The following is an 18,089-nucleotide window of genomic DNA, read 5'->3' on the forward strand; positions in this document are numbered from 1 at the left end:
TGGGACTGCCCAGAGTGCCATACCCATCATCAAAGAGATATTAACGCAGGAATCAATATTAAAAATGAAGCCATAAGACTTCTAACCGTTGGAATGACGGGGATCGCCTAATCAAAAACGAACCGTTAGGTTGGTGTTCTTAGGAATCTCCCACTTCAAACAGACCGTAAGGTCGGTTAAGTGGTGAGTAGTTCAATAGAGATTCATTCCCATAATTATGAATAAATAAACCGTACTCCTATATAAGGACTACGGTTTTAGCATTTCTTAATTCAGTTGGAGTTGTTATTTACTTCACACAAAATGAGTATACTTCCTATGCAGAAGGAATGCCGGAGTTTGTTATTCCGTACACAGACTTCCGATAACCATACGATCAACTTTTTAACTTCAAACACTTGATTTGCCTATGAGAGGCGACAAGGTTTTTTTGTGTTAATGACCTGACAACAGGCGAGTCCGATAATTATGTAATGCTTAGCAGTACACAAGTTTTCATCGTTTGCGTCACAAATCCCTTACATGGGTAATAACGTATAAATAATCTTATAATAGAAAGGCGTGATCAAACGTGTATCAAAAGTATTCTGCTATCATGAAAATCTCGATTTTCGTCATCGTTCTATCTCTATCAGCATGCTCAGGAGCAACTGAGCCTGACGCCAACCCTGAAACTTCAACACCGGATAATCAAGCGGTCACGGCTCCTGCATCTGAGAACGAGAAAACTCCCGAAGTGACGCGTCCCATGACTGAAACTTTTGATTTGATGATGGGTGATGGTAACCAAGCACATACGGCTACATTGCATCAAGGTGAAGGATTTTCCTTATACGTATTCGAAAAATTTACTTTAGATGCTGCCGAAGGGCGCCTGTTTCTTAGCAGTAATCCTGAATACGATGTCGAAATCGAATCGCTACCTGCCAATTATGATCTAGCACAGCTTAAAACTGCAGGGAAAGAGGAATTGGAAGAGTTCGGCGAAGTATCCGATTTTAGTGGTGAGCTTGTTGAACATCCCCTGGGTTCCGCCGAGATCTATCTTCAAGTTTCGAGTGGTGAAGGGATTAACGATTATATCGTGTGGCAGTCAGAAACAGGGGACGCTTTCGTGTTCCGTCTTCACAATCCAAAAGGTGAGGAAGCTTCGGATTTTTCCAGTCCTGTCCTCGTGTCATTATCAACGGTTCAAAGTGATTTATAATGAACGAGGTTTCAGCACCAATATAATTTCTCCAACCACGCTTGGAAGAACACTTTTCATCCTGGAACGCTGCTAGCAGCTACTTCCATTAATATCGGAGTTGTACGAGTTGAAAGGCTATGAAATAAAGCTAGTTAATGTTAAATTTTGTGTCAATAACAACTTCTAGTTTCCGATAATAGTAAAGAACCGTTTATTCTACTTACAGAATAAAGTCATATCAAAACCAGAGTCCACTTAATGTACACTGTAATACGGGGATCAACTTTTAGGGTAATACGTCGAAGCTATTATATGGATGCGTCTGAGCAAAACATAATTGAGAGTAAGTTCGGTGTGACCAAGCGAAGGTTCGGGCTCGGTCGTATTCGTGGCACATTCGGTATCCTTCTGTCTCTTCATGAGGTAGAAGGTTTTTTTCGTTTATTTGGACCGCTGTGGTTATAGACAATAATTGCTAAATCATGTATAGTTGATTACACGAGTAACCAACTGATCAACGTCAATTGTTTTAGAGAAAAGAGGTACTAGATGAAACCGACATTGGATGAATCCCAACCAATATTTCAGCAGATTGCCCAAATGATGATGGACGAAATCGTGGGAGGTGAATTGAACGAAGAGGATCAAATCCCTTCCGAAAATGAACTGTCAGGCTTCTATAACATCAATCGTGCAACAGTACGCAAGGGTCTCCAGGCTTTAGTGGATGCAGAGATTATTTATAAACAAAGAGGGATAGGAATGTTTGTGAAGAGTGGAGCGAAGCTTCAATTGTTGAAGGAACGTCAGCTTCATTATCGAGAACAGTTCATCCTTCCCTTGTTGGAAGAAGCGAAGAGAATCGGATTAAGCAAGGAATCGGTCGTTCAGTTAATACAGGAGGAGGAGTATTGATGCTATACGTAAACGAAGTCGCATATTCGTACGATAACGTACCCGTTCTCGAAAAAGTATCATTTGAGGAGAAGGAACCGGTGATCGCGGGGCTGTGGGGTCGCAACGGTGCTGGCAAAACTACGCTGATGAGACTACTGGCCGGTCATCAACGACCTCACAGCGGAACGGTTCAAGTTATGGGCTTGGCACCTTACGGTAACCCTGTGGCAGTTCGGCATGTTTGCTACATGCAGGAGGATCATCCGTTCAGCTCGATATGGACGGTACAGGATGCACTACGTTTCGGTCGATACTTCAATCCCAACTGGGATCAAGCTACGGCAGACCATCTGATCGAAACTTTTAGATTGGACCCCAAGAAGAAAGTATCCAAACTGTCCAAAGGGATGAAGTCAGCACTTCAGTTTATTATCGGGTTATCTAGCCATGCTGACGTAACGATACTCGATGAGCCGACGAACGGTCTGGATGCCGGGATGCGGAGAAAGTTGTATGAGGCATTAAGAGAAAGCCATGAGGATTCACCTCGTCTAATTCTGATTTCGAGTCATCATATTGAAGAAGTCCAAGCAATCTGCGAATCGTTGATCGTTATGCACAAGGGCAAGTTGCTGCATCATCAACCGATCGACGAGTTCCGCGAGCAAGGTATATGGTTGGTTGGCGAACGGAGCGCGGTGATAAACGTTATTGACGGTCATAAAGTTCTGGAGCAGAGCACGATGGGAACGAAAATCAGGGTGATGCTTGACGCTCCATACTCGAAGCAATGGAAGGAGCAAGCGCAAGCTCATGGGCTTACCATTGAGAAAGTAGACTTGCAAAATTATTTGCTAAATATAACGGAAGATGCGGAGGTATACGTATGAACGCAAGGAGCGCGGTATTTCGGTTGATGTACGAGGATGTGGGCTGGTATTTTGCTAAACTCTTGCTGCTGTTCATTACCGTTCCGTTAACGATCGTATGGATCATCGTCGGCTTGGTCTTTGATCTCGATAAGGATACACTTGCTTCGATATCCGGGCCGACTTATTTCTTTATCCCTTTTTTCTGCCTCTTCGGATTCAAATCCCTCTTTGCGATCTCAATCGGGATGGGTAGTACGCGGAAACAATTCCTTAGAGCTTTCTACGGCATTGGTTTGATAGGCGTTATATTTAGCATATTATGTCTGAACTTATGCCAATACGTGCTATTGACGATCTATCAATTGAATTCGGTAGAGGCAGGTATTATGCATGCTGCGAGGTTGTTTTTGGGGGAGTACCATTTCTTCACCTATTTGTGGATCGATCTGATGGTGGGGATGGTTGGCTTCGGTCTTTCTTTCTTCGGCTATGCCATCGTGTATCGGTTAGGATTCACACGGAGCGTTATCATGCTCATGATCGTAATGATCGCAGGCATATTTCTTTATTATGGAGGCACTATTACGGCCTTGTTCGACTGGATGTCGAATTTCAAGATGAGTGCGATGGAGATCGCTTCATGCGTTGGGGCAGTGAGTCTGGCTGCTTTATTCGCCACGTATCCGATGCTGCGTCATGCGCCATTACACCCGATGCCGAGAAAAGGGTAAGGAATAAATGGATGAGGCTCAGATTCATTACTTATTCATTATCTAAATAATTAATGGAATTAATAAATTTATGTAGAATTTGCAACCTTTCTTGATTATCTAACGTTTATAGAGGGTAACTAATGATTATACCTCTATATGGAAGTAACTAACACGAGAAAGGGATGTTGTAAATTGAAAACGAATAAAGGGAAAAGAAATCTACTAACGGCTACACTTGTAGCAACTCTTTTGGCGGGTCCTATGGCGATGTCATTACCTGTTGAGCATGCATCTGCGGCAACTACCATTTCAAAGTTTAAGACGATAGCAACACCGTTTAGCATTGAAGGAACTCGTACGAATATTAATACGATTAATAAGAATAACACAACGTACATTGCGTTGCGCCACCTTAATGACAGTTTAGGTCTTAGTACGAATTATGTGAAGGCAACCCAGATGGTTAACATTGAGGGTAGAAATCGGTTACTACAGATTGGCCTAAAGAATAATTCAACAACACTTAACGGGCAGCAGCTTATCTTTGGAGCTGAACCGTTTCTTCAAGACAATACTACTTACCTGCCGCTTCGCTTCGTGTTAGAGCGGATGGGTTATGCTGTTTCCTATGATCAAGCTACCAAAATGATTGGAATTCATGCAATTCAAGAGAATAAGCTAAAGATTAACTCAGAAGTAGTCGGTGCAGATGGAGACGGCAAGTCATTGCTTGTGTATTATCCGGTTATCTCGGGTTATGAGAATACTGCCGTTCAGCAGAAAATAAATACATTTTTGAAGAACGAAGCTGATAAGAATATCTCGGCTGGTTCGAAGCAAATGGATCGGGTTGTAGCAGGTAACAAACAAATCTTAGCCGATAATCCCAAAGCCACGATTCGACAACCGAGCTTCGATGGTCATTATACGGTAACTTATAACGAACAGGGTAAACTGAGCCTATACGTGAATTACCACATCTATTCTGGGGGAGCTCATGGGGATACTGCACGCATTCCTTATACATTCGACCTAGTAACTGGAAATATACTCTCATTGAAAGAGGTCGCAAATAATGAGAAGTACGTATCGATTATTAACAATAAGATTAAGTCTCAGATTAAAAGTCACAATTTTCCTGTGAATCCCCCTTTCCAGACGATAGAGGCAGATCGTGATTATTTCCTTAATCGCAATGGGGTTGTCATCTACTTTACACAAAATGAGTACACTTCCTATGCGGAAGGAATGCCGGAGTTTGTTATTCCGTATACAGACTTCCAATAAGAGAATACGTATGAGTTTTGGCTTGACACTGACCTTCTATGGGTCAGTGTCTTTGTTTTTAATAATAAGATTATGGATTGGAAAAGATATAAAGAAGATAAAAACGAAATGAGGTGAACACATGTCGAATCATTCATTGTCAAACAAAGAGGCGATTGAGACAGTCAGGGATCTGATTAAAGGGATCGACACAGCTATGCTCACGACGGTAACGGAGCAAGGATTGGTGTCACGTCCAATGAAGACACAGGAAGTTGAATTTGACGGTGACCTGTGGTTCTTGACGAAAAAGGATACTAACAAATATCAGGAACTCCTCCGAAATCCAAGTGTGAATGTAGCTTATGTAGATAAGTCCTACGTGTCTTTACGAGGAGAAGCAGAGTTGGTATCTAGTCCAGCCAAAATAAAAGAATTCTGGAACATTGCTTACGAGAAGTTGCTGGAGACTACTCCCGACGATCCGAATCTAGTTTTGTTAAAGATAAAAGCGGAGTCGGCCGAATATTGGGAAACGGGAAATAAAACGAAGATGGTGAAGCAGCTATTCTCGAAAATTACGGGAAAAGGATCAGATGAATCAGATCTGAACCATACCGTTGACTTGAACGGATAACTGATGATCTAAAGCGTATATTAAGGCACTCCTTAGGGGTGCCTTTTATTTTGCTACTCTCAGATTGGTGGACATAATTAGAACTCCATAGATAATCTTTTAGTAGCTTCGCAAATGTTATTCATGAAAATACACTGACTTTTAATGGAAAACAACTGTTTATTGAATATTTTCGTCCGTATAGGAACGGTATAATAGAAGTGAATTACGAGTGAACAGAATTTGAACTGAACATCATAGGAGGTGAATTTGCGACGAATGAAAGCGCATTTAAAAATTTAGAATGAACGAGAATGTCTTGTCTGAAAAAAAGAAGGAGAAGGTGATTAGGAAAAATGGGAAAGAAGAGCATCGTTAGTAAATTTTTATTGGTATCTTTCGGAGTAATTCTATTGGTTAGCATGGTTGGTATACCTAATGTGAATGCTAAACCAAACCGAGATGTAAAGATGAATGGGGGCATACAATTAGAAAACCTAGACAGGGGACTCATCGCGGCTTCAACATCGGATGGTATATTTCTGAGTTGGAGATTATTAACCCATGAAGTAACGGGTCACTCGACGACTGGATTGACAGGCGTAGACTTCAATATTTATCGGGATAACGTCAAGATTGCCACAGTTAAGGATAGTACCAATTATTTAGATGCAACTGGAACGATGCAATCGAAGTATTCTGTATCCACGGTTATTAATGGTAGGGAAGCAGAGCAAAGTGCTATGATATCACCTTGGGCAAATAGCTACTACGATATGCCACTTCAGAAACCAGCAGACGGTGTGACTCCTGTAGGCGAAAGTTTCACTTACTCTGCGAATGATATGAGTGTAGGAGATGTGGACGGAGATGGCCAATATGAACTATTTGTAAGCTGGGCGCCATCGAATTCTAAGGATGTATCCCAGAAAGGATATACCGGTGAGACTTATATTGATTGTTACACAATAGATGGAACCCTTCTATATAGAATTGATATGGGTGTAAATATAAGATCGGGGGCCCACTACACTCAATTTATGGTATACGACTATGATGGGGATGGTAAATCAGAAATGATTCTCAAGACAGCTCCTGGTACTAAAACAATAACGTATGATAACGCAGGGAATGTAAGTTCAGAGCAATATGTCACGATGCCAAAAGAGGATATTCAGGCTGGTTATAGTCATCAAGATGATTATAGGATGAGTAGTGAAGACTACTACAACCATATGGTTGAAATATTCATGAACTGGGATAAGCATGAAGAAGTTCTGAATGGCCATTGGCCAGCCACACTCGAAGAAAGCTTCGGGATCGAGAAGAAGTATAGTTACCCGCTTACGAAAACAGATGCGGAAAGCCTCACGGATTATTTCATGGACGTCTATGCTCCGAGCCGAAGTGATAAAAATAAACTCAGAGAGTTTGAAGGCTTTATTATCAATGGGCCAGAGTATATTACGGTATTTGAGGGTGCGACGGGTAAGGAGTTGCAGACAGCTCCATATAAGCCAGGGCGGCATGACGATGGTCTAATGTGGGGAGATTATGCGATGGCGCGTATCGAACCAGGCAATCGAGTAGATCGCTTTCTTGCAGGTGTAGCTTATTTGGATGGAGAAATACCTTATGCAGTATTTGCGCGGGGATACTATACTAGAACGACAATGGTAACATATAGTTGGGATGGAAATCGAATCAAGGAACACTGGTTTGTAGACAGTGGCTGGACTCCGATGAGTAATCCCTTTAATGATGGGCCACATGGTAGGGATGGAACAGACCCAGAATTTGCAACCCTTACGACGCAGGGGGCTCACTCATTGAGTGTAGCAGACGTTGATGGCGATGGTAAGGATGAAATTGTATACGGCTCTGCAACAATTGATCACGATGGTAGTCTTTTGTACAGTTCGATGGATGTTATGCCTCCTCAAAGTGCAGCACCTGGTACGATAGCTAGATTAGGCCATGGAGATGCGCTTCATGTTGTGGATATTGACCCCGACCGTCCTGGACAGGAGATATTTATGGTACATGAGGGGGGCAGTTGGGCTCCTTATGGTTATACTTTACGTGATGCGAAGACTGGCAAAGTTATTTATGGTGGTTATACAGGTAAAGATACGGGTCGTGGAATGATCGGCGATGTTGATCCATTCCAGCGTGGACTTGAGACGTGGGCTGTTGGACTATGGACGGCAAATGGGCAACAGATCAACACGAAAATTCCGGGTACAAATATGAACATTAAATGGTCAGCAGACATGACGACCCAGATTGTCAATGGAGCAATAGAAGTAACACCGACGATTGAAGATTGGACAAAAGGCGTCCTTCTTACAGCTACCGATACTAGAATGAACAATCATACGAAGGGAACACCATCACTCGTCGCTGATCTATATGGTGATTGGAGAGAGGAAATGTTAGTCCGTACTACCGATAGTTCTGCTATCCGGATGTATGTAAGCACCGAGGTTACGAATCATAAGTTGTATACTTTAATGCACGATGCGCAGTATCGTACAGGAATTGCGCGTCAGAACACAAGCTATAATCAGCCATCCTATCCAAGTTTCTACTTGGCATCCGACATGGATTGGTCTAAAGTACCATTCTCCCCCTCTGTTTCAATTCATGTAAACATCATGGATGCTTTAGTAGAGGAATATAGTTTATCAGGAGAATTGAAGGGGGCTATCCAGAAGGAGTTAAGTCAACTTATGAAGCAGATGAAGCGGGATTTAGATAAAGATTCAGATAAAAATATCCTTAAATCGATGAAGAAGGTTGTTACGAATCTTGATAAATATAAGAATAAACATAACAATTATATATCTCCTGAGGCGCAGCAGAATCTAACCTATTACGCCACACTTGCCATCGCAGTCGGAGGGAAGGATAAGTAGTAGATAGGGATGCATGTACCGAAAGTATGCAATCATTCATGATTGTATGCTTTTTTTGTTTTAATTAAACGGGCATCGTATATTGAGGAAGTTGAAATCATACTAGCAAGTGTCGTAATCTATATTTTAGAGTTAAAATTTAAATGGTTTATTTTGGAACTTGGATATCATTTTAATTCCTTCCGTTCCAATAATACTTCCTACAGACGCAAGCAACATGCTTGAATAAATAATTTTGACCACCCAATAAATAACGGAACCCGTAGCTAAATCTAAGATTAAAAACTTTTTAATGGTTGATCCTTTAATTGTATAGAGCACGAATTGATTTTGTTTTTTGATTTTAACATGCTCTCACACCTTTATCATTTTTACAAAAGATATGGAAAGAGAGGTTGTCATATACGTATCCTTCCGTTTATTTCGGGAGTATTAGTTCATCAAAAGGAGGGGACAAGGAGATCATGATCGAGACTTACGTATCCTCCCATAGCACATGTACATCAAAGTGCCGTACGGTGGTTTGTTTTTTAGCTGGTGTACTAACGTATCTCAATAATTTTGAAGATGCTGCCAGTGAGATTGCCAAAAGGTATCGAGATGTCAAAGTTGTGATGATCTTTCCCTTTGGAATTGCAAACGAAACTACGGGTTCCTCATTAATCCCTTTACTGGCAAGACAAATTACCCAAGTTGGTTATGACCTAACTCATGCCCAGTCTAAGCGGGTAACTAACGTATCGCAAATCATTCGCGAGCATGCAGCAGTTTCGGATCAGGTAATCCTTATCGGGCATAGTGCCGGAGGTGTAATCGCCTATCGGGCAGGACTTGATTTGGAAGAAAAAAACGGTTTTCAGCATATTCAAGTATTTGCAGTAGGATGTCCAAAGTTTCATTTGAAGGACATTGCATATAATAACAGGTTTATCTATATCACTGGTCAGAATCCGGACAAGATTACCCGAATAGGTAGCTGGCGTAAGCCAGGTTCTATAGTATACCGAGGAAGACCGGGACGCGAAATTCAAATGGAATTTAATCCAGCTCATCTGGGATGGCAGTTTCATGCTTCGTATTTTCTGAAGTCAGCCTGGACGGATTCGAACCAAGTGTTCCGTACCAATTCAGAAAACTTAATCACCAAAATCCATGAACTGTGCCCAGGAGACACATGAATACTTATTAAAATCCAAAGATTAGCGGGAATACATATGAAATCGGAACGACTCATATCGGCATGGACCGCGATAAGTGCTGTCCTCCCCGAGCCGGACGTCATGCACAACACAATCATCATCAAAGGTTAATCAAGGGCTTTCGTTCTACTTCAAAAGGGAACAACTTCTTAGCAGTCTCAAATAGCTTCCCGGTAAATAGGAAACAAATCCGTCGTTTGATCCGAAGGAATAAGCAGTCCTACATCGATTTCCCGGTTATCCAACCATTCCTGCACATCAACCTGGAATTCACGATCGTGGAAGGTACCATTGCCGTGTTGTGGAAGCGAACGGATAGAGCGGCTTAAGTAGTTATTGATCATAGCAGAAAATGAAAAAAGGACCTGATGGATACTTCAGGTTCTTACATGTTTCATATAAACAGACGCGATGATATTATCATTTTGCATATAATGATGTATATATTTACATAAATAATGGATTTTTCACTCTAAATGTACATGCCACTAAAGCTTTTATTAAATATTGTTCGCAAATTAATGGTTAGGAGAGATGTTCAATGAGGCCGCTGGTTCTCGAATTACAGGAAGTGGAACATACGCAGCTATTGCTTGTTGGCGGAAAAGGGTTGAATTTAGGAAAATTATCAGAAACAGAAGAAATTCAAGTACCCGAAGGATTTTGTGTGACAACTGTGGGATATTAACAAGCCCTCGAACATAACGAAACATATTATGCTTTGCTGGATCAACTAACCATGCTACAAGTTGAAGATCGTGAACAAATTGGTCATATCAGCAGGAAGATCCGAGAAATCATTATGGAAGAAGAAATACCACTAGCCTCAATATCTTTTAAAGTGGCTTCTGACACTACAATCTGACTTCCGAATATATTGGAATTAAGCATATTCTCCATTTAGAGCTGATAATACGGTAATCAAGGTAAGCGAGTTGGCATTACCTTTCATCCGGTGCTTTCTGAAATCGCTCATCATTACAAAAGATCAATAGGTCAAATAATTTTGCGATGGCACCTACAACGCGATATTATTGTGATCCCGAAGTCCTCGAATCCACGAAGGATCAAGGAAATAGCGAAATGTTCGATTTTGAGCTGACCGATGAAGAAATGGAGAGGATTCGTCGTTTAGAAACAGGGACAAGATATTCGTTAAGCCCGACCTGGGTATATGGTTAATCCGCTGTATGTAAAACTTATGAAGCTGTTTGTATGACGTTGATTCTGAATATATAGTGTTGTGGTGCGCACATTTTCTGAGTCGGTTTGAGGGATCAAAAATTCAGAATGGTAATGCTTTAGGAGCGTCGCTTCATTGACGCTGCCGGGGAAATTAGAAGGTCGCATAAAAGGAATGCAATATACCTTGGACCAGTTAACCCAACAATCGGGACTAGTTGAAAATCTAATAAATGAAGAACTACGTAAGTTAATAAAAGAGGGTGAAGACGTAAAAGCAATTAAAAAGGCAAGAGAAACTTTAGGTCTTTCACTGTTAGAAGGAAAAGAATATTCCCATCCACTTCTAATTCCCTGAGTTGTAGCGTCAATATCCTCTATGCAAATGAAAAAGGATCAACCAGAAAGAACTGGTTGATCTCATAATACGAACGGGCAGGATAGCATAATAGTAGCTTAGCCAGCATGTGGCGGTGGTGGGAGGCCATTACTAGTTCGTCGGAATGCCGGAGCAACTGGTTGACTTGATGGAGCAATGATTTACCATAGCTATATCCATAACGCGCAAAAAAAAATTTCGGATGGGGATTTACAAATAAGAAAAAATATATTATTATATTTCTATACTTCTGGAAATAAAGAAATATTTTAGAAATCGAGGGGACTGTACATGGAAGGCAATTCGGAGATGCGCGAAGCCGTTAAAGTATATAAAGCGCTGGGAGAGCCGACGCGGCTTAATATCGTCCAACTCCTTGCGAGCGAACCGGACCAATGTTGTGCCTCGCTGGGAGATAAGTTGAAAAACGTCGCTAACTCGACATTATCGCATCATTTGAAGCAGTTGTCGGAGTGCGGATTACTTCAATCGCGGAAAGAAGGAACATTTATTTACTACAGCCTGAACCGCAGAGTGGCGGAAAAATATGCGTCCTATCTGATGACTTGATTTTTTTTGATTAATATTTCTATATTTCTAGAAATATAATAATTTGTTCGAACAGAAGGCTGTAACGACAAGCGCAGTTGATCTTTGAAAACTGAGTGATGAGAAAGAGACTATACGGAGTAAAATTCACTCGTTGTTCAGTTTTGAGAGTTCAACTCTCAAATGTGTTTTAGTAAATTCCTATTAGCTGCCTTGTGTCATGGAAATGACCAAGGAAGTAAAATCTGCTGTGCGAGGGTTTCGGGATGACTGATAATCTAAGCGCATAAAGGTGCGTAATTGAAACAGATATGTCCTGTGTATCTGTGTGTCACATCAGACAAGGTGCGTTCGGGGTGTCTCGCGGTAAGGTCATGCCGACCAACAGACACAATGAATGTGCCTCTATTACAGAAAGGTGGAAAACGACATGATAAAATTCGTATATATGATCAATCGGATCGAGGGGATGAGTTTCGATAACTTCGTAGAATATCATCGACTTAACCACGCTCCTCTATTTACCTCGATCCCAGAGGCCAAGAAGTATGTCCGAAAATATGTGGTGTCTCACCCGGTTGCCGCCGAGGGCTATCCGCAACCCGCGTATGATGGGCTCACTGAAATCTGGTTCAACAGTTGGGCCGACCATGATGCATTCTTCAAATCAGTAAACTACCTACAAAAGGTTCAACCCGACGAAAAAAAGTTCATTGACTTCAGCTCTGTCGGCGTCATGGTCACAGAAGAAAAAGCAGTGATCTAATTTTGTGAACCCCCATAACATCACCGCCAACGGCATGAAGAGAATCAACTGTTTGGCTTCGGGAGCATAGCTGAGAGTCGAGGATGATTGGCCTGAGGTAGAAGTGCAGCGAATCTCTCGCGGTAGCGTTTTTTGCACAACGCTTGCTTGGTGGTGATGGCGAAGGGGTTTCCGTACCCATCCCGAACACGACTGTTAAGCCCTCAAGTGCCGATGGTACTTGGGCCGAAATGTCCTGGGAGAGTGGGACGCCGCCAAGCAACAACGAAAAAGCACTGCCGACAATTCGGCAGTGCTTTTTCGTTGTGTGCAACGCATAGCGATTACCTAGGCGGTGAAGTCCGCTGCTAGGGCTGGTAGTAGCCAACCACTAGCCAAGAGCATTTTTGATTCGGCACTAAGTGACGATTCAACTCACGGGAAACTTTAGCTGAATGATACACATTAATGAGCAGGTGCAAGGGTATCCTGCTGTTTTCATAGAAGAGGGGCAGGATAGCTATGGAAATCTCAGTGGTCCTGTGTTAACTGTATTGGTAGGAGTTTAGATTTCGTTACACCATATCAGCAGTTTTGCTATTCTTAGGCTTACTATTCAAGTGAAGAAAGGACAGGGGCGACCGCCCTGTCCTTTCTTATAGATGAGGATAAACGCATGATGAGCTTACGGTTGAACAAGGTTTATAGATTTACTCTCAAGGTACCCAGCATCTTGGAGAATTTCACATGCACAGAGTCAAAGAAGCCGCCCAGATAACGGGACTCACAGAGCACGCCGTGCGCTTTTACACGGATAAAGGCCTGGTACCAAGCGTATAGCGCATTCAAAACAACATTCAAGTGCTTGAAGCTAATACCGTCTCACTCCCACGGCATAACCGGGGGGTTATTGCGCACTCAACACAGAAAAAGAACAATTTTACCTGTCGAGGTAAAATTGTTCTTTTTCTGTGTGGGTTTAAATTCAGTTTATATGGCATTAGTAAGATTGATTTACAACGATGGAAGCATTGCTTTTAAACCTCTGCGGCTTCCAACTCGAACTAAAATCGATATTCATAAGGGGGTGAGACAATGAGGAAGCGTAACACAATTATTTCAGCAATTGCAGTAATCGTCTGCACACTTGCCGTATCTTCCATGCTGATGGGGTCCATCGTAGGAGCAAAGGATGCTCACGGTAGGATAACGGCGCAGGTTGAACTGGACGGACTCATGGTGCAAATGAAAACAGGAATACTCAATTTAGATGCCCTAAGTGATGTGGAATATATAGCGCTCGCGTACCAAGTCTGTGAACTTGTTGACAGAATCGACACGGTTACGGAAGCAACACATTATCTCCGCAACTATTTCGCACGAGCCCCAAATACGCTTGACGAAATGATTGCAATCATCATGCACGAACAGGGTGGCACGTTTGGATGGAAACTCATGAGCCGTCATAGTACGCGGTTTCATATGTTCAGTTTCGGCAGGGGGCGTGCGAGCAAACCGTTCATTGGATGTTTCAAGCGTGAGCGGTTAAATAGAGGAATACCCGTCAGTAGGGGACCGCCATAACCGAGGTGTTTGGAGACTGTATTCGCGCAAACCATTTTTTTTGATTTGATTTCCAACCAAGAATGGGCTGGAAGTTAAAGCTTTCTCAATCAATGCAAGCTTGGCCAAAAGTGCCATACTAGACAATGCAGCAACCTTTTGTTCATTAGCACAGTCCTACCTCTTTGAAGGATAAAAGAATGGATTAGTATTTATCTCCTAACATAATAGAACTGCTTCGAAAAGAAAGACTGTCGGTAAAATTTACCGGCAGTCTTCTTCTTAGTTTTCGTGTATTAAACCGATAACTTCTGCGGTTCATTTACGGTGTGACGTCCGCTTACCACAAGCATGATTAGAGAAATAATCATGAGTATACAACAGAATACAAATGAATACCGGTACCCTACAATACTGGCTAATCCCCCGCCAACCAGGCTACCAACCAGTCTACCGATTGTGGATGAATTAGAGTAGAGCGTAGATGCATACCCAGGCTTGCTTGGAAGAAGATCCTGAATGTAGCTAATACCAATCGCAGAAATAACGGAAACAAACACGGCAAGCAGAATTTGGGCTGCAAGCATCTGCCACATGGAGTCTGAAATCATGACAACGACGTAATACACTCCTCCTAGAATGGAGCCACACATCATTAAGATTCTATTACTGTATTTTGCACTGAGTATTCCTAATGTAATCATAAAGGGAATTTCAAGCGCAGCGCAAATACTGCTGACTAGACCAACATCGCGAGTCGTTCCCCCAAGATTGTTTGTAATAAAGAGGGCGGTATTAAGGCTACTTGTCCAGTGAGCTATGTACATGAGTGTCAGAATCAGGAAAGGAAGCAGAATATTATGGTTCTTACCCAGAGGAAGACTTTTTACTTCCACTTTAGCATTACTTCTTTTCTGTTCATCTGTTTTTGATTCGAGAAACAGGAATATAAGTAAGGGAGCAAGCATGAACACTCCGATCGTACCCGAGAAAATCCCCTTAAACCCAACAGCAGCGATTAGCATAGTACCGATTAATGGACCAATAATGAAACCAAGCGAGAAAGCAGAACGCAAGGTAGAATTTGCAAATGCATGATCAGTAAAATTACTCTTCGTCACTGCTTCTCTAGAAATAGCGAATAATTGAGGCATACCTGGTGCACCGAGGGCAGTAAACACAGTCATATAGATGAACAAGGTCGTAAAATCCTTAATGAGCAAGTATCCACTAAAAGCCAGTGCATTGCAGAGCATAGAGACAATGTAAATGTTTTTACGATTCATACCGAGGTCAGAGCGTCTCCCGATTAGCGTACTGATCCATATCCCGGCAATTAACGTAACGGCTAGAAAAATACCAAACATTCCGACAGATACTCCAAGCTGTTCCGTGAAATAAATGGATAAAAAAGGTGAGCTGAGTGAAAGACCCATGCCCTGAAGTAACATACATAAAAAGAGTAGGGCATAAGAGGGAATCGAAAATAGTGCAGTGAGTCGTTTGATCATGATCTGAAGTTACTCCTCTATATTTGTTTAGATAGTCAATCTCGTTATAGTATACTTGAAAATGAAAGTAATAATATATGTAATGTTTTATCATAGTGGATAGAATCCATAATGCTATTTGGATAGTAACTGTAGGGCTCTAAAATTAAGTTCACCAGAATACACATGGTTCATATCGGAATGGATCGGATGATGGCTACGGATTGAAATACGTAACCGATTTTAAAGACACGCCTATTCAAAGAATATAACATTTACATATCGAACGGCCAACACGCTAACCACTGCCATTAATGAACGGATGTAGCGGTTAAACATAGTCCCATTAGAAGTCGCTAATTTAGCGGCTTTTTTGTTATAAGAAATTAAGTCTTGTCCTTAGCTGAGATCAATAACTTGGTAGCTATATAGCTTGAAGCGGTTGAAATCAGAGGGCAAGCTTTCGCTTCTTCATCTTCCATTTCATTCCGTCACCTTTCGCACCGCACATAGCTCCTAGCGCGCGGTGTAGCGTAACATGATGGCTGTCAACCACATCGTTCCTTCCTCATACTCCATTGTTTTCTGCGAGCACTGATTATCACTTGGAGCAAAAATACTTCACTGTACTATCAGCACTAGCCCAAACCCTACATTAACTTCCATCATACGTTATAGGGAACCTGCCTAATTTGTTCGTATTAATTATTAAAAATGATGTTCATTCATTCATAAGGAGTTGGATAGATCGGTGAAATCAGACATTAAACTGACAGGGCACGTAATTTTTAAGGGAGATCCTGGCTATGAAGCGGCTCGCAAGAATTGGGATCCACACACCAACAGATTTCCTAAAGTTTTTGTTTTCGCTCAAAGAACACAGGATGTTGCAAATGCTATAAGATGGGGCCGCAAAAATAATGTCCCTATTCGACCGAGAAGCGGGAGGCACGCCCTTGAGGGTAACCTTTCACAAGTCAATGGAGGCATTGTCATCGACGTTAGCGAAATGAAGAACATTAAGTTGAATAAGACTAGTGGCACGGTTGTTGTTGAGACAGGTAATCGGGTAGGAAGAATCGTAGATAAGCTGGCACGCCAAGGATTTATTGCTCCATTTGGTGACAGTCCAACGGTTGGAATCGGCGGGATTACGCTTGGTGGAGGAATAGGTCCATTGCAAAGGACGATTGGCCTTATCAGTGATAATCTTCTTGAACTTGAAATGGTTGACGCTAAGGGGAGAATCATTAAGGCGAACAAAAAACAAAATGCCGATCTCCTGTGGGCTTCCCGCGGTGGCGGAGGCGGCAATTTTGGCGTATATACCAAATATAAATTCAAAGTACTGCGCGCTCCAGCCAGAGCTACCGTATTCCGTGTTACTTGGCCATGGGCTCAGTTCGAAAAAGTCGTGAAAAAGTGGCAAGTATGGGCCCCTAATGCCAGCACCAAGTTGGGCAGCGAATTAAGCGTCGGACCCAAAAAAGGTGGGAATGTAAGTATGTTGGGTATGTACCTTGGATCAAAAAGCGATGCCCTCCGCCAGTTGGAACCTATTCTTAGTGTCGGTACACCTACTCAAAAAATCATCCGCTCCCTGCCATACACAGAAGCTACGAAATTTATGTTAGCTCCCGATCCAGTGCTTCCCCAAAAGTTCAGTAACCAGTTCTCCAGCGGCTTTGGCAGACATCCATTCCCGGATAAAGCCTTTAAATCCATGCGCGAATTTCTGGAAAAAGCAGAGGGAGGGACTCCAGCTGGATTCTATTTCCTTAACTGGGGTGGCGCCATAAGTCGTATCGCACCTACAGCCACAGCATTCTACTGGCGGAAAGCTAAATTTTATGTCGAATGGAACACCTCATGGGTGAAGCCTTCTAATGCCGCGAGAAATATTGCCTTAACTCGAAATACTAGGAAGAAGCTTCAACCATATATTGTAGGCTCTTATATTAACGTTCCAGACCAAGGCATTAAACCCTCAGGTCCGGTCTATTATGGAAAGAACTACGCTAGATTGAAGAAAGTAAAAGCGAAATACGATCCACATAATGTGTTTAACAATCCGCAAAGTATTCCACCCGCTTAATAAAAATGGAGCAGTAAACATTGCATCTTTGGTAGTCTGGGTAGCGAATTCGCGTACATGGAACAGAAGGGTATATCGAAATATTGTAAATGGCTATATACATCAAGCAAGCACTACCTCGGAGTTGTCGAGTTTGAGGAAACAGTAGAGAAGGGTTCCACGACATAACGTTGTCATGGAACCCTTCGTTTGCTTCTGATTGAGCCTAATCGTTAGCCAGTTGCACATAGCGGGAGAAGAAATACAACCATCTGCTTTCGCACAAAATGCACCTAAACCGAGTAGGACATTCTCAATGATCAGATCACGAGCGACCCAGGGCTCATTATGCTGATGATTCAGTCCATTCAGCACGAGAGGAGCAGAAGCAGTGGCTCTACGATCGTCTGCCGGATGCATTTTTACAATCTTGTTCT

At 42.2% G+C, this 18,089-nt stretch carries 18 protein-coding genes, 1 rRNA gene and 3 pseudogenes; 19 read left to right on the forward strand and 3 right to left on the reverse strand.

Annotated elements, in window-relative coordinates; genetic code table 11:
- The first annotated feature begins 242 nt into the window (after nt 1-242).
- From AC1TO8_RS17000 to AC1TO8_RS17040, 9 genes are all read left to right on the forward strand, one after another.
- Entirely contained in the window at nt 243-368 is a 126-nt protein-coding gene (locus AC1TO8_RS17000; RefSeq protein WP_482056948.1) for a DUF3298 domain-containing protein, read from the forward strand.
- Nucleotides 369-595: 227 nt separating this feature from the next.
- Complete coding sequence (locus tag AC1TO8_RS17005) at nt 596-1,207, forward strand: hypothetical protein (RefSeq protein WP_482056825.1); 612 nt, start codon at nt 596-598, stop codon at nt 1,205-1,207.
- A 531-nt stretch (nt 1,208-1,738) separates the two neighbouring features.
- Nucleotides 1,739-2,104: a GntR family transcriptional regulator gene (locus AC1TO8_RS17010; protein WP_482056826.1), complete on the forward strand. Its 366-nt coding sequence runs from the start codon at nt 1,739-1,741 to the stop codon at nt 2,102-2,104.
- Complete coding sequence (locus AC1TO8_RS17015; RefSeq protein ID WP_482056827.1) at nt 2,104-2,976, forward strand: ABC transporter ATP-binding protein; 873 nt, start codon at nt 2,104-2,106, stop codon at nt 2,974-2,976. Before AC1TO8_RS17010 ends, AC1TO8_RS17015 begins: the two co-directional genes overlap by 1 nt.
- Nucleotides 2,973-3,689 (forward strand): hypothetical protein, encoded by a 717-nt coding sequence (locus AC1TO8_RS17020; RefSeq protein ID WP_482056828.1) that lies wholly within the window; start codon nt 2,973-2,975, stop codon nt 3,687-3,689. Before AC1TO8_RS17015 ends, AC1TO8_RS17020 begins: the two co-directional genes overlap by 4 nt.
- 174 nt (nt 3,690-3,863) lie before the next feature.
- Nucleotides 3,864-4,958 (forward strand): stalk domain-containing protein, encoded by a 1,095-nt coding sequence (locus tag AC1TO8_RS17025; RefSeq protein WP_482056829.1) that lies wholly within the window; start codon nt 3,864-3,866, stop codon nt 4,956-4,958.
- Nucleotides 4,959-5,079: 121 nt separating this feature from the next.
- The gene (locus AC1TO8_RS17030) at nt 5,080-5,574 is read left to right on the forward strand and encodes a pyridoxamine 5'-phosphate oxidase family protein (RefSeq protein WP_482056830.1); all 495 of its coding nucleotides are present in this window, start codon (nt 5,080-5,082) and stop codon (nt 5,572-5,574) included.
- Nucleotides 5,575-5,975: 401 nt separating this feature from the next.
- The gene (locus AC1TO8_RS17035; RefSeq protein WP_482056949.1) at nt 5,976-8,471 is read left to right on the forward strand and encodes a rhamnogalacturonan lyase; all 2,496 of its coding nucleotides are present in this window, start codon (nt 5,976-5,978) and stop codon (nt 8,469-8,471) included.
- A gap of 464 nt (nt 8,472-8,935) precedes the next feature.
- Nucleotides 8,936-9,649 carry a lipase family protein gene (locus AC1TO8_RS17040; protein ID WP_482056831.1) on the forward strand — a complete coding sequence of 238 codons (714 nt, stop codon included), beginning with the start codon at nt 8,936-8,938 and terminating at the stop codon, nt 9,647-9,649.
- Between the two features lie 179 nt (nt 9,650-9,828).
- Here AC1TO8_RS17040 and AC1TO8_RS17045 read toward each other — a convergent pair whose 3' ends face one another.
- Nucleotides 9,829-10,014, reverse strand: a complete 186-nt coding sequence (locus AC1TO8_RS17045; RefSeq protein ID WP_482056832.1) for a hypothetical protein — start codon at nt 10,012-10,014, stop codon at nt 9,829-9,831.
- A 197-nt stretch (nt 10,015-10,211) separates the two neighbouring features.
- Between AC1TO8_RS17045 and AC1TO8_RS17050 the strand changes: the two are divergent.
- The 8 genes and pseudogenes from AC1TO8_RS17050 to AC1TO8_RS17085 form a co-directional block, all read left to right on the forward strand.
- Nucleotides 10,212-10,490 (forward strand): annotated as a pseudogene (locus AC1TO8_RS17050) (PEP/pyruvate-binding domain-containing protein); the annotation flags it as partial.
- 135 nt (nt 10,491-10,625) lie between these two features.
- Nucleotides 10,626-10,772, forward strand: a complete 147-nt coding sequence (locus AC1TO8_RS17055) for an aldo/keto reductase (protein ID WP_482056833.1) — start codon at nt 10,626-10,628, stop codon at nt 10,770-10,772.
- A gap of 216 nt (nt 10,773-10,988) precedes the next feature.
- Nucleotides 10,989-11,210, forward strand: coding sequence for a hypothetical protein (locus AC1TO8_RS17060; RefSeq protein ID WP_482056834.1), 222 nt, complete (start codon nt 10,989-10,991; stop codon nt 11,208-11,210).
- A gap of 312 nt (nt 11,211-11,522) precedes the next feature.
- A complete protein-coding gene (locus AC1TO8_RS17065) occupies nt 11,523-11,801 on the forward strand; it encodes an ArsR/SmtB family transcription factor (RefSeq protein ID WP_482056835.1) in 279 nt (92 codons plus the stop codon).
- A 409-nt stretch (nt 11,802-12,210) separates the two neighbouring features.
- On the forward strand, nt 12,211-12,546 hold the full coding sequence (locus tag AC1TO8_RS17070) for an EthD domain-containing protein (protein ID WP_482056836.1): 336 nt from the start codon (nt 12,211-12,213) through the stop codon (nt 12,544-12,546).
- A gap of 146 nt (nt 12,547-12,692) precedes the next feature.
- Nucleotides 12,693-12,806: ribosomal RNA gene (gene rrf / locus AC1TO8_RS17075) — 5S ribosomal RNA — on the forward strand.
- Nucleotides 12,807-13,272: 466 nt separating this feature from the next.
- Nucleotides 13,273-13,362: pseudogene (locus tag AC1TO8_RS17080) on the forward strand (MerR family DNA-binding transcriptional regulator); the annotation flags it as partial.
- Nucleotides 13,363-13,620: 258 nt separating this feature from the next.
- Nucleotides 13,621-14,109 (forward strand): hypothetical protein, encoded by a 489-nt coding sequence (locus tag AC1TO8_RS17085; RefSeq protein WP_482056837.1) that lies wholly within the window; start codon nt 13,621-13,623, stop codon nt 14,107-14,109.
- A 275-nt stretch (nt 14,110-14,384) separates the two neighbouring features.
- Here AC1TO8_RS17085 and AC1TO8_RS17090 read toward each other — a convergent pair whose 3' ends face one another.
- Nucleotides 14,385-15,599, reverse strand: a complete 1,215-nt coding sequence (locus AC1TO8_RS17090) for a sugar efflux transporter (protein ID WP_482056838.1) — start codon at nt 15,597-15,599, stop codon at nt 14,385-14,387.
- 159 nt (nt 15,600-15,758) lie between these two features.
- Between AC1TO8_RS17090 and AC1TO8_RS17095 the strand changes: the two are divergent.
- Together AC1TO8_RS17095 and AC1TO8_RS17100 are read left to right on the forward strand one after the other, a co-directional pair.
- A pseudogene (locus AC1TO8_RS17095) lies at nt 15,759-15,850 on the forward strand (DUF4260 family protein); the annotation flags it as partial.
- Nucleotides 15,851-16,329: 479 nt separating this feature from the next.
- On the forward strand, nt 16,330-17,673 hold the full coding sequence (locus AC1TO8_RS17100; RefSeq protein WP_482056839.1) for an FAD-binding oxidoreductase: 1,344 nt from the start codon (nt 16,330-16,332) through the stop codon (nt 17,671-17,673).
- Nucleotides 17,674-17,775: 102 nt separating this feature from the next.
- On the opposite strand, the gene AC1TO8_RS17105 is transcribed toward AC1TO8_RS17100, so the two are convergent.
- Nucleotides 17,776-18,072, reverse strand: a complete 297-nt coding sequence (locus tag AC1TO8_RS17105) for a hypothetical protein (protein WP_482056840.1) — start codon at nt 18,070-18,072, stop codon at nt 17,776-17,778.
- Nucleotides 18,073-18,089 lie beyond the last annotated feature (17 nt).

Source organism: Paenibacillus sp. Y859, from assembly GCF_056786405.1.

Coding starts and splice junctions, on each gene's coding strand:
- AC1TO8_RS17005 (WP_482056825.1), top strand. CDS start 596: ATGAAAATCTCGATTTTCGTCATCGTTCTATCTCTATCAGCATGCTCA.
- AC1TO8_RS17010 (WP_482056826.1), top strand. CDS start 1,739: ATGAAACCGACATTGGATGAATCCCAACCAATATTTCAGCAGATTGCC.
- AC1TO8_RS17015 (WP_482056827.1), top strand. CDS start 2,104: ATGCTATACGTAAACGAAGTCGCATATTCGTACGATAACGTACCCGTT.
- AC1TO8_RS17020 (WP_482056828.1), top strand. CDS start 2,973: ATGAACGCAAGGAGCGCGGTATTTCGGTTGATGTACGAGGATGTGGGC.
- AC1TO8_RS17030 (WP_482056830.1), top strand. CDS start 5,080: ATGTCGAATCATTCATTGTCAAACAAAGAGGCGATTGAGACAGTCAGG.
- AC1TO8_RS17035 (WP_482056949.1), top strand. CDS start 5,976: ATGGTTGGTATACCTAATGTGAATGCTAAACCAAACCGAGATGTAAAG.
- AC1TO8_RS17040 (WP_482056831.1), top strand. CDS start 8,936: ATGATCGAGACTTACGTATCCTCCCATAGCACATGTACATCAAAGTGC.
- AC1TO8_RS17045 (WP_482056832.1), bottom strand. CDS start 10,014: ATGATCAATAACTACTTAAGCCGCTCTATCCGTTCGCTTCCACAACAC.
- AC1TO8_RS17065 (WP_482056835.1), top strand. CDS start 11,523: ATGGAAGGCAATTCGGAGATGCGCGAAGCCGTTAAAGTATATAAAGCG.
- AC1TO8_RS17070 (WP_482056836.1), top strand. CDS start 12,211: ATGATAAAATTCGTATATATGATCAATCGGATCGAGGGGATGAGTTTC.
- AC1TO8_RS17085 (WP_482056837.1), top strand. CDS start 13,621: ATGAGGAAGCGTAACACAATTATTTCAGCAATTGCAGTAATCGTCTGC.
- AC1TO8_RS17090 (WP_482056838.1), bottom strand. CDS start 15,599: ATGATCAAACGACTCACTGCACTATTTTCGATTCCCTCTTATGCCCTA.
- AC1TO8_RS17105 (WP_482056840.1), bottom strand. CDS start 18,072: ATGCATCCGGCAGACGATCGTAGAGCCACTGCTTCTGCTCCTCTCGTG.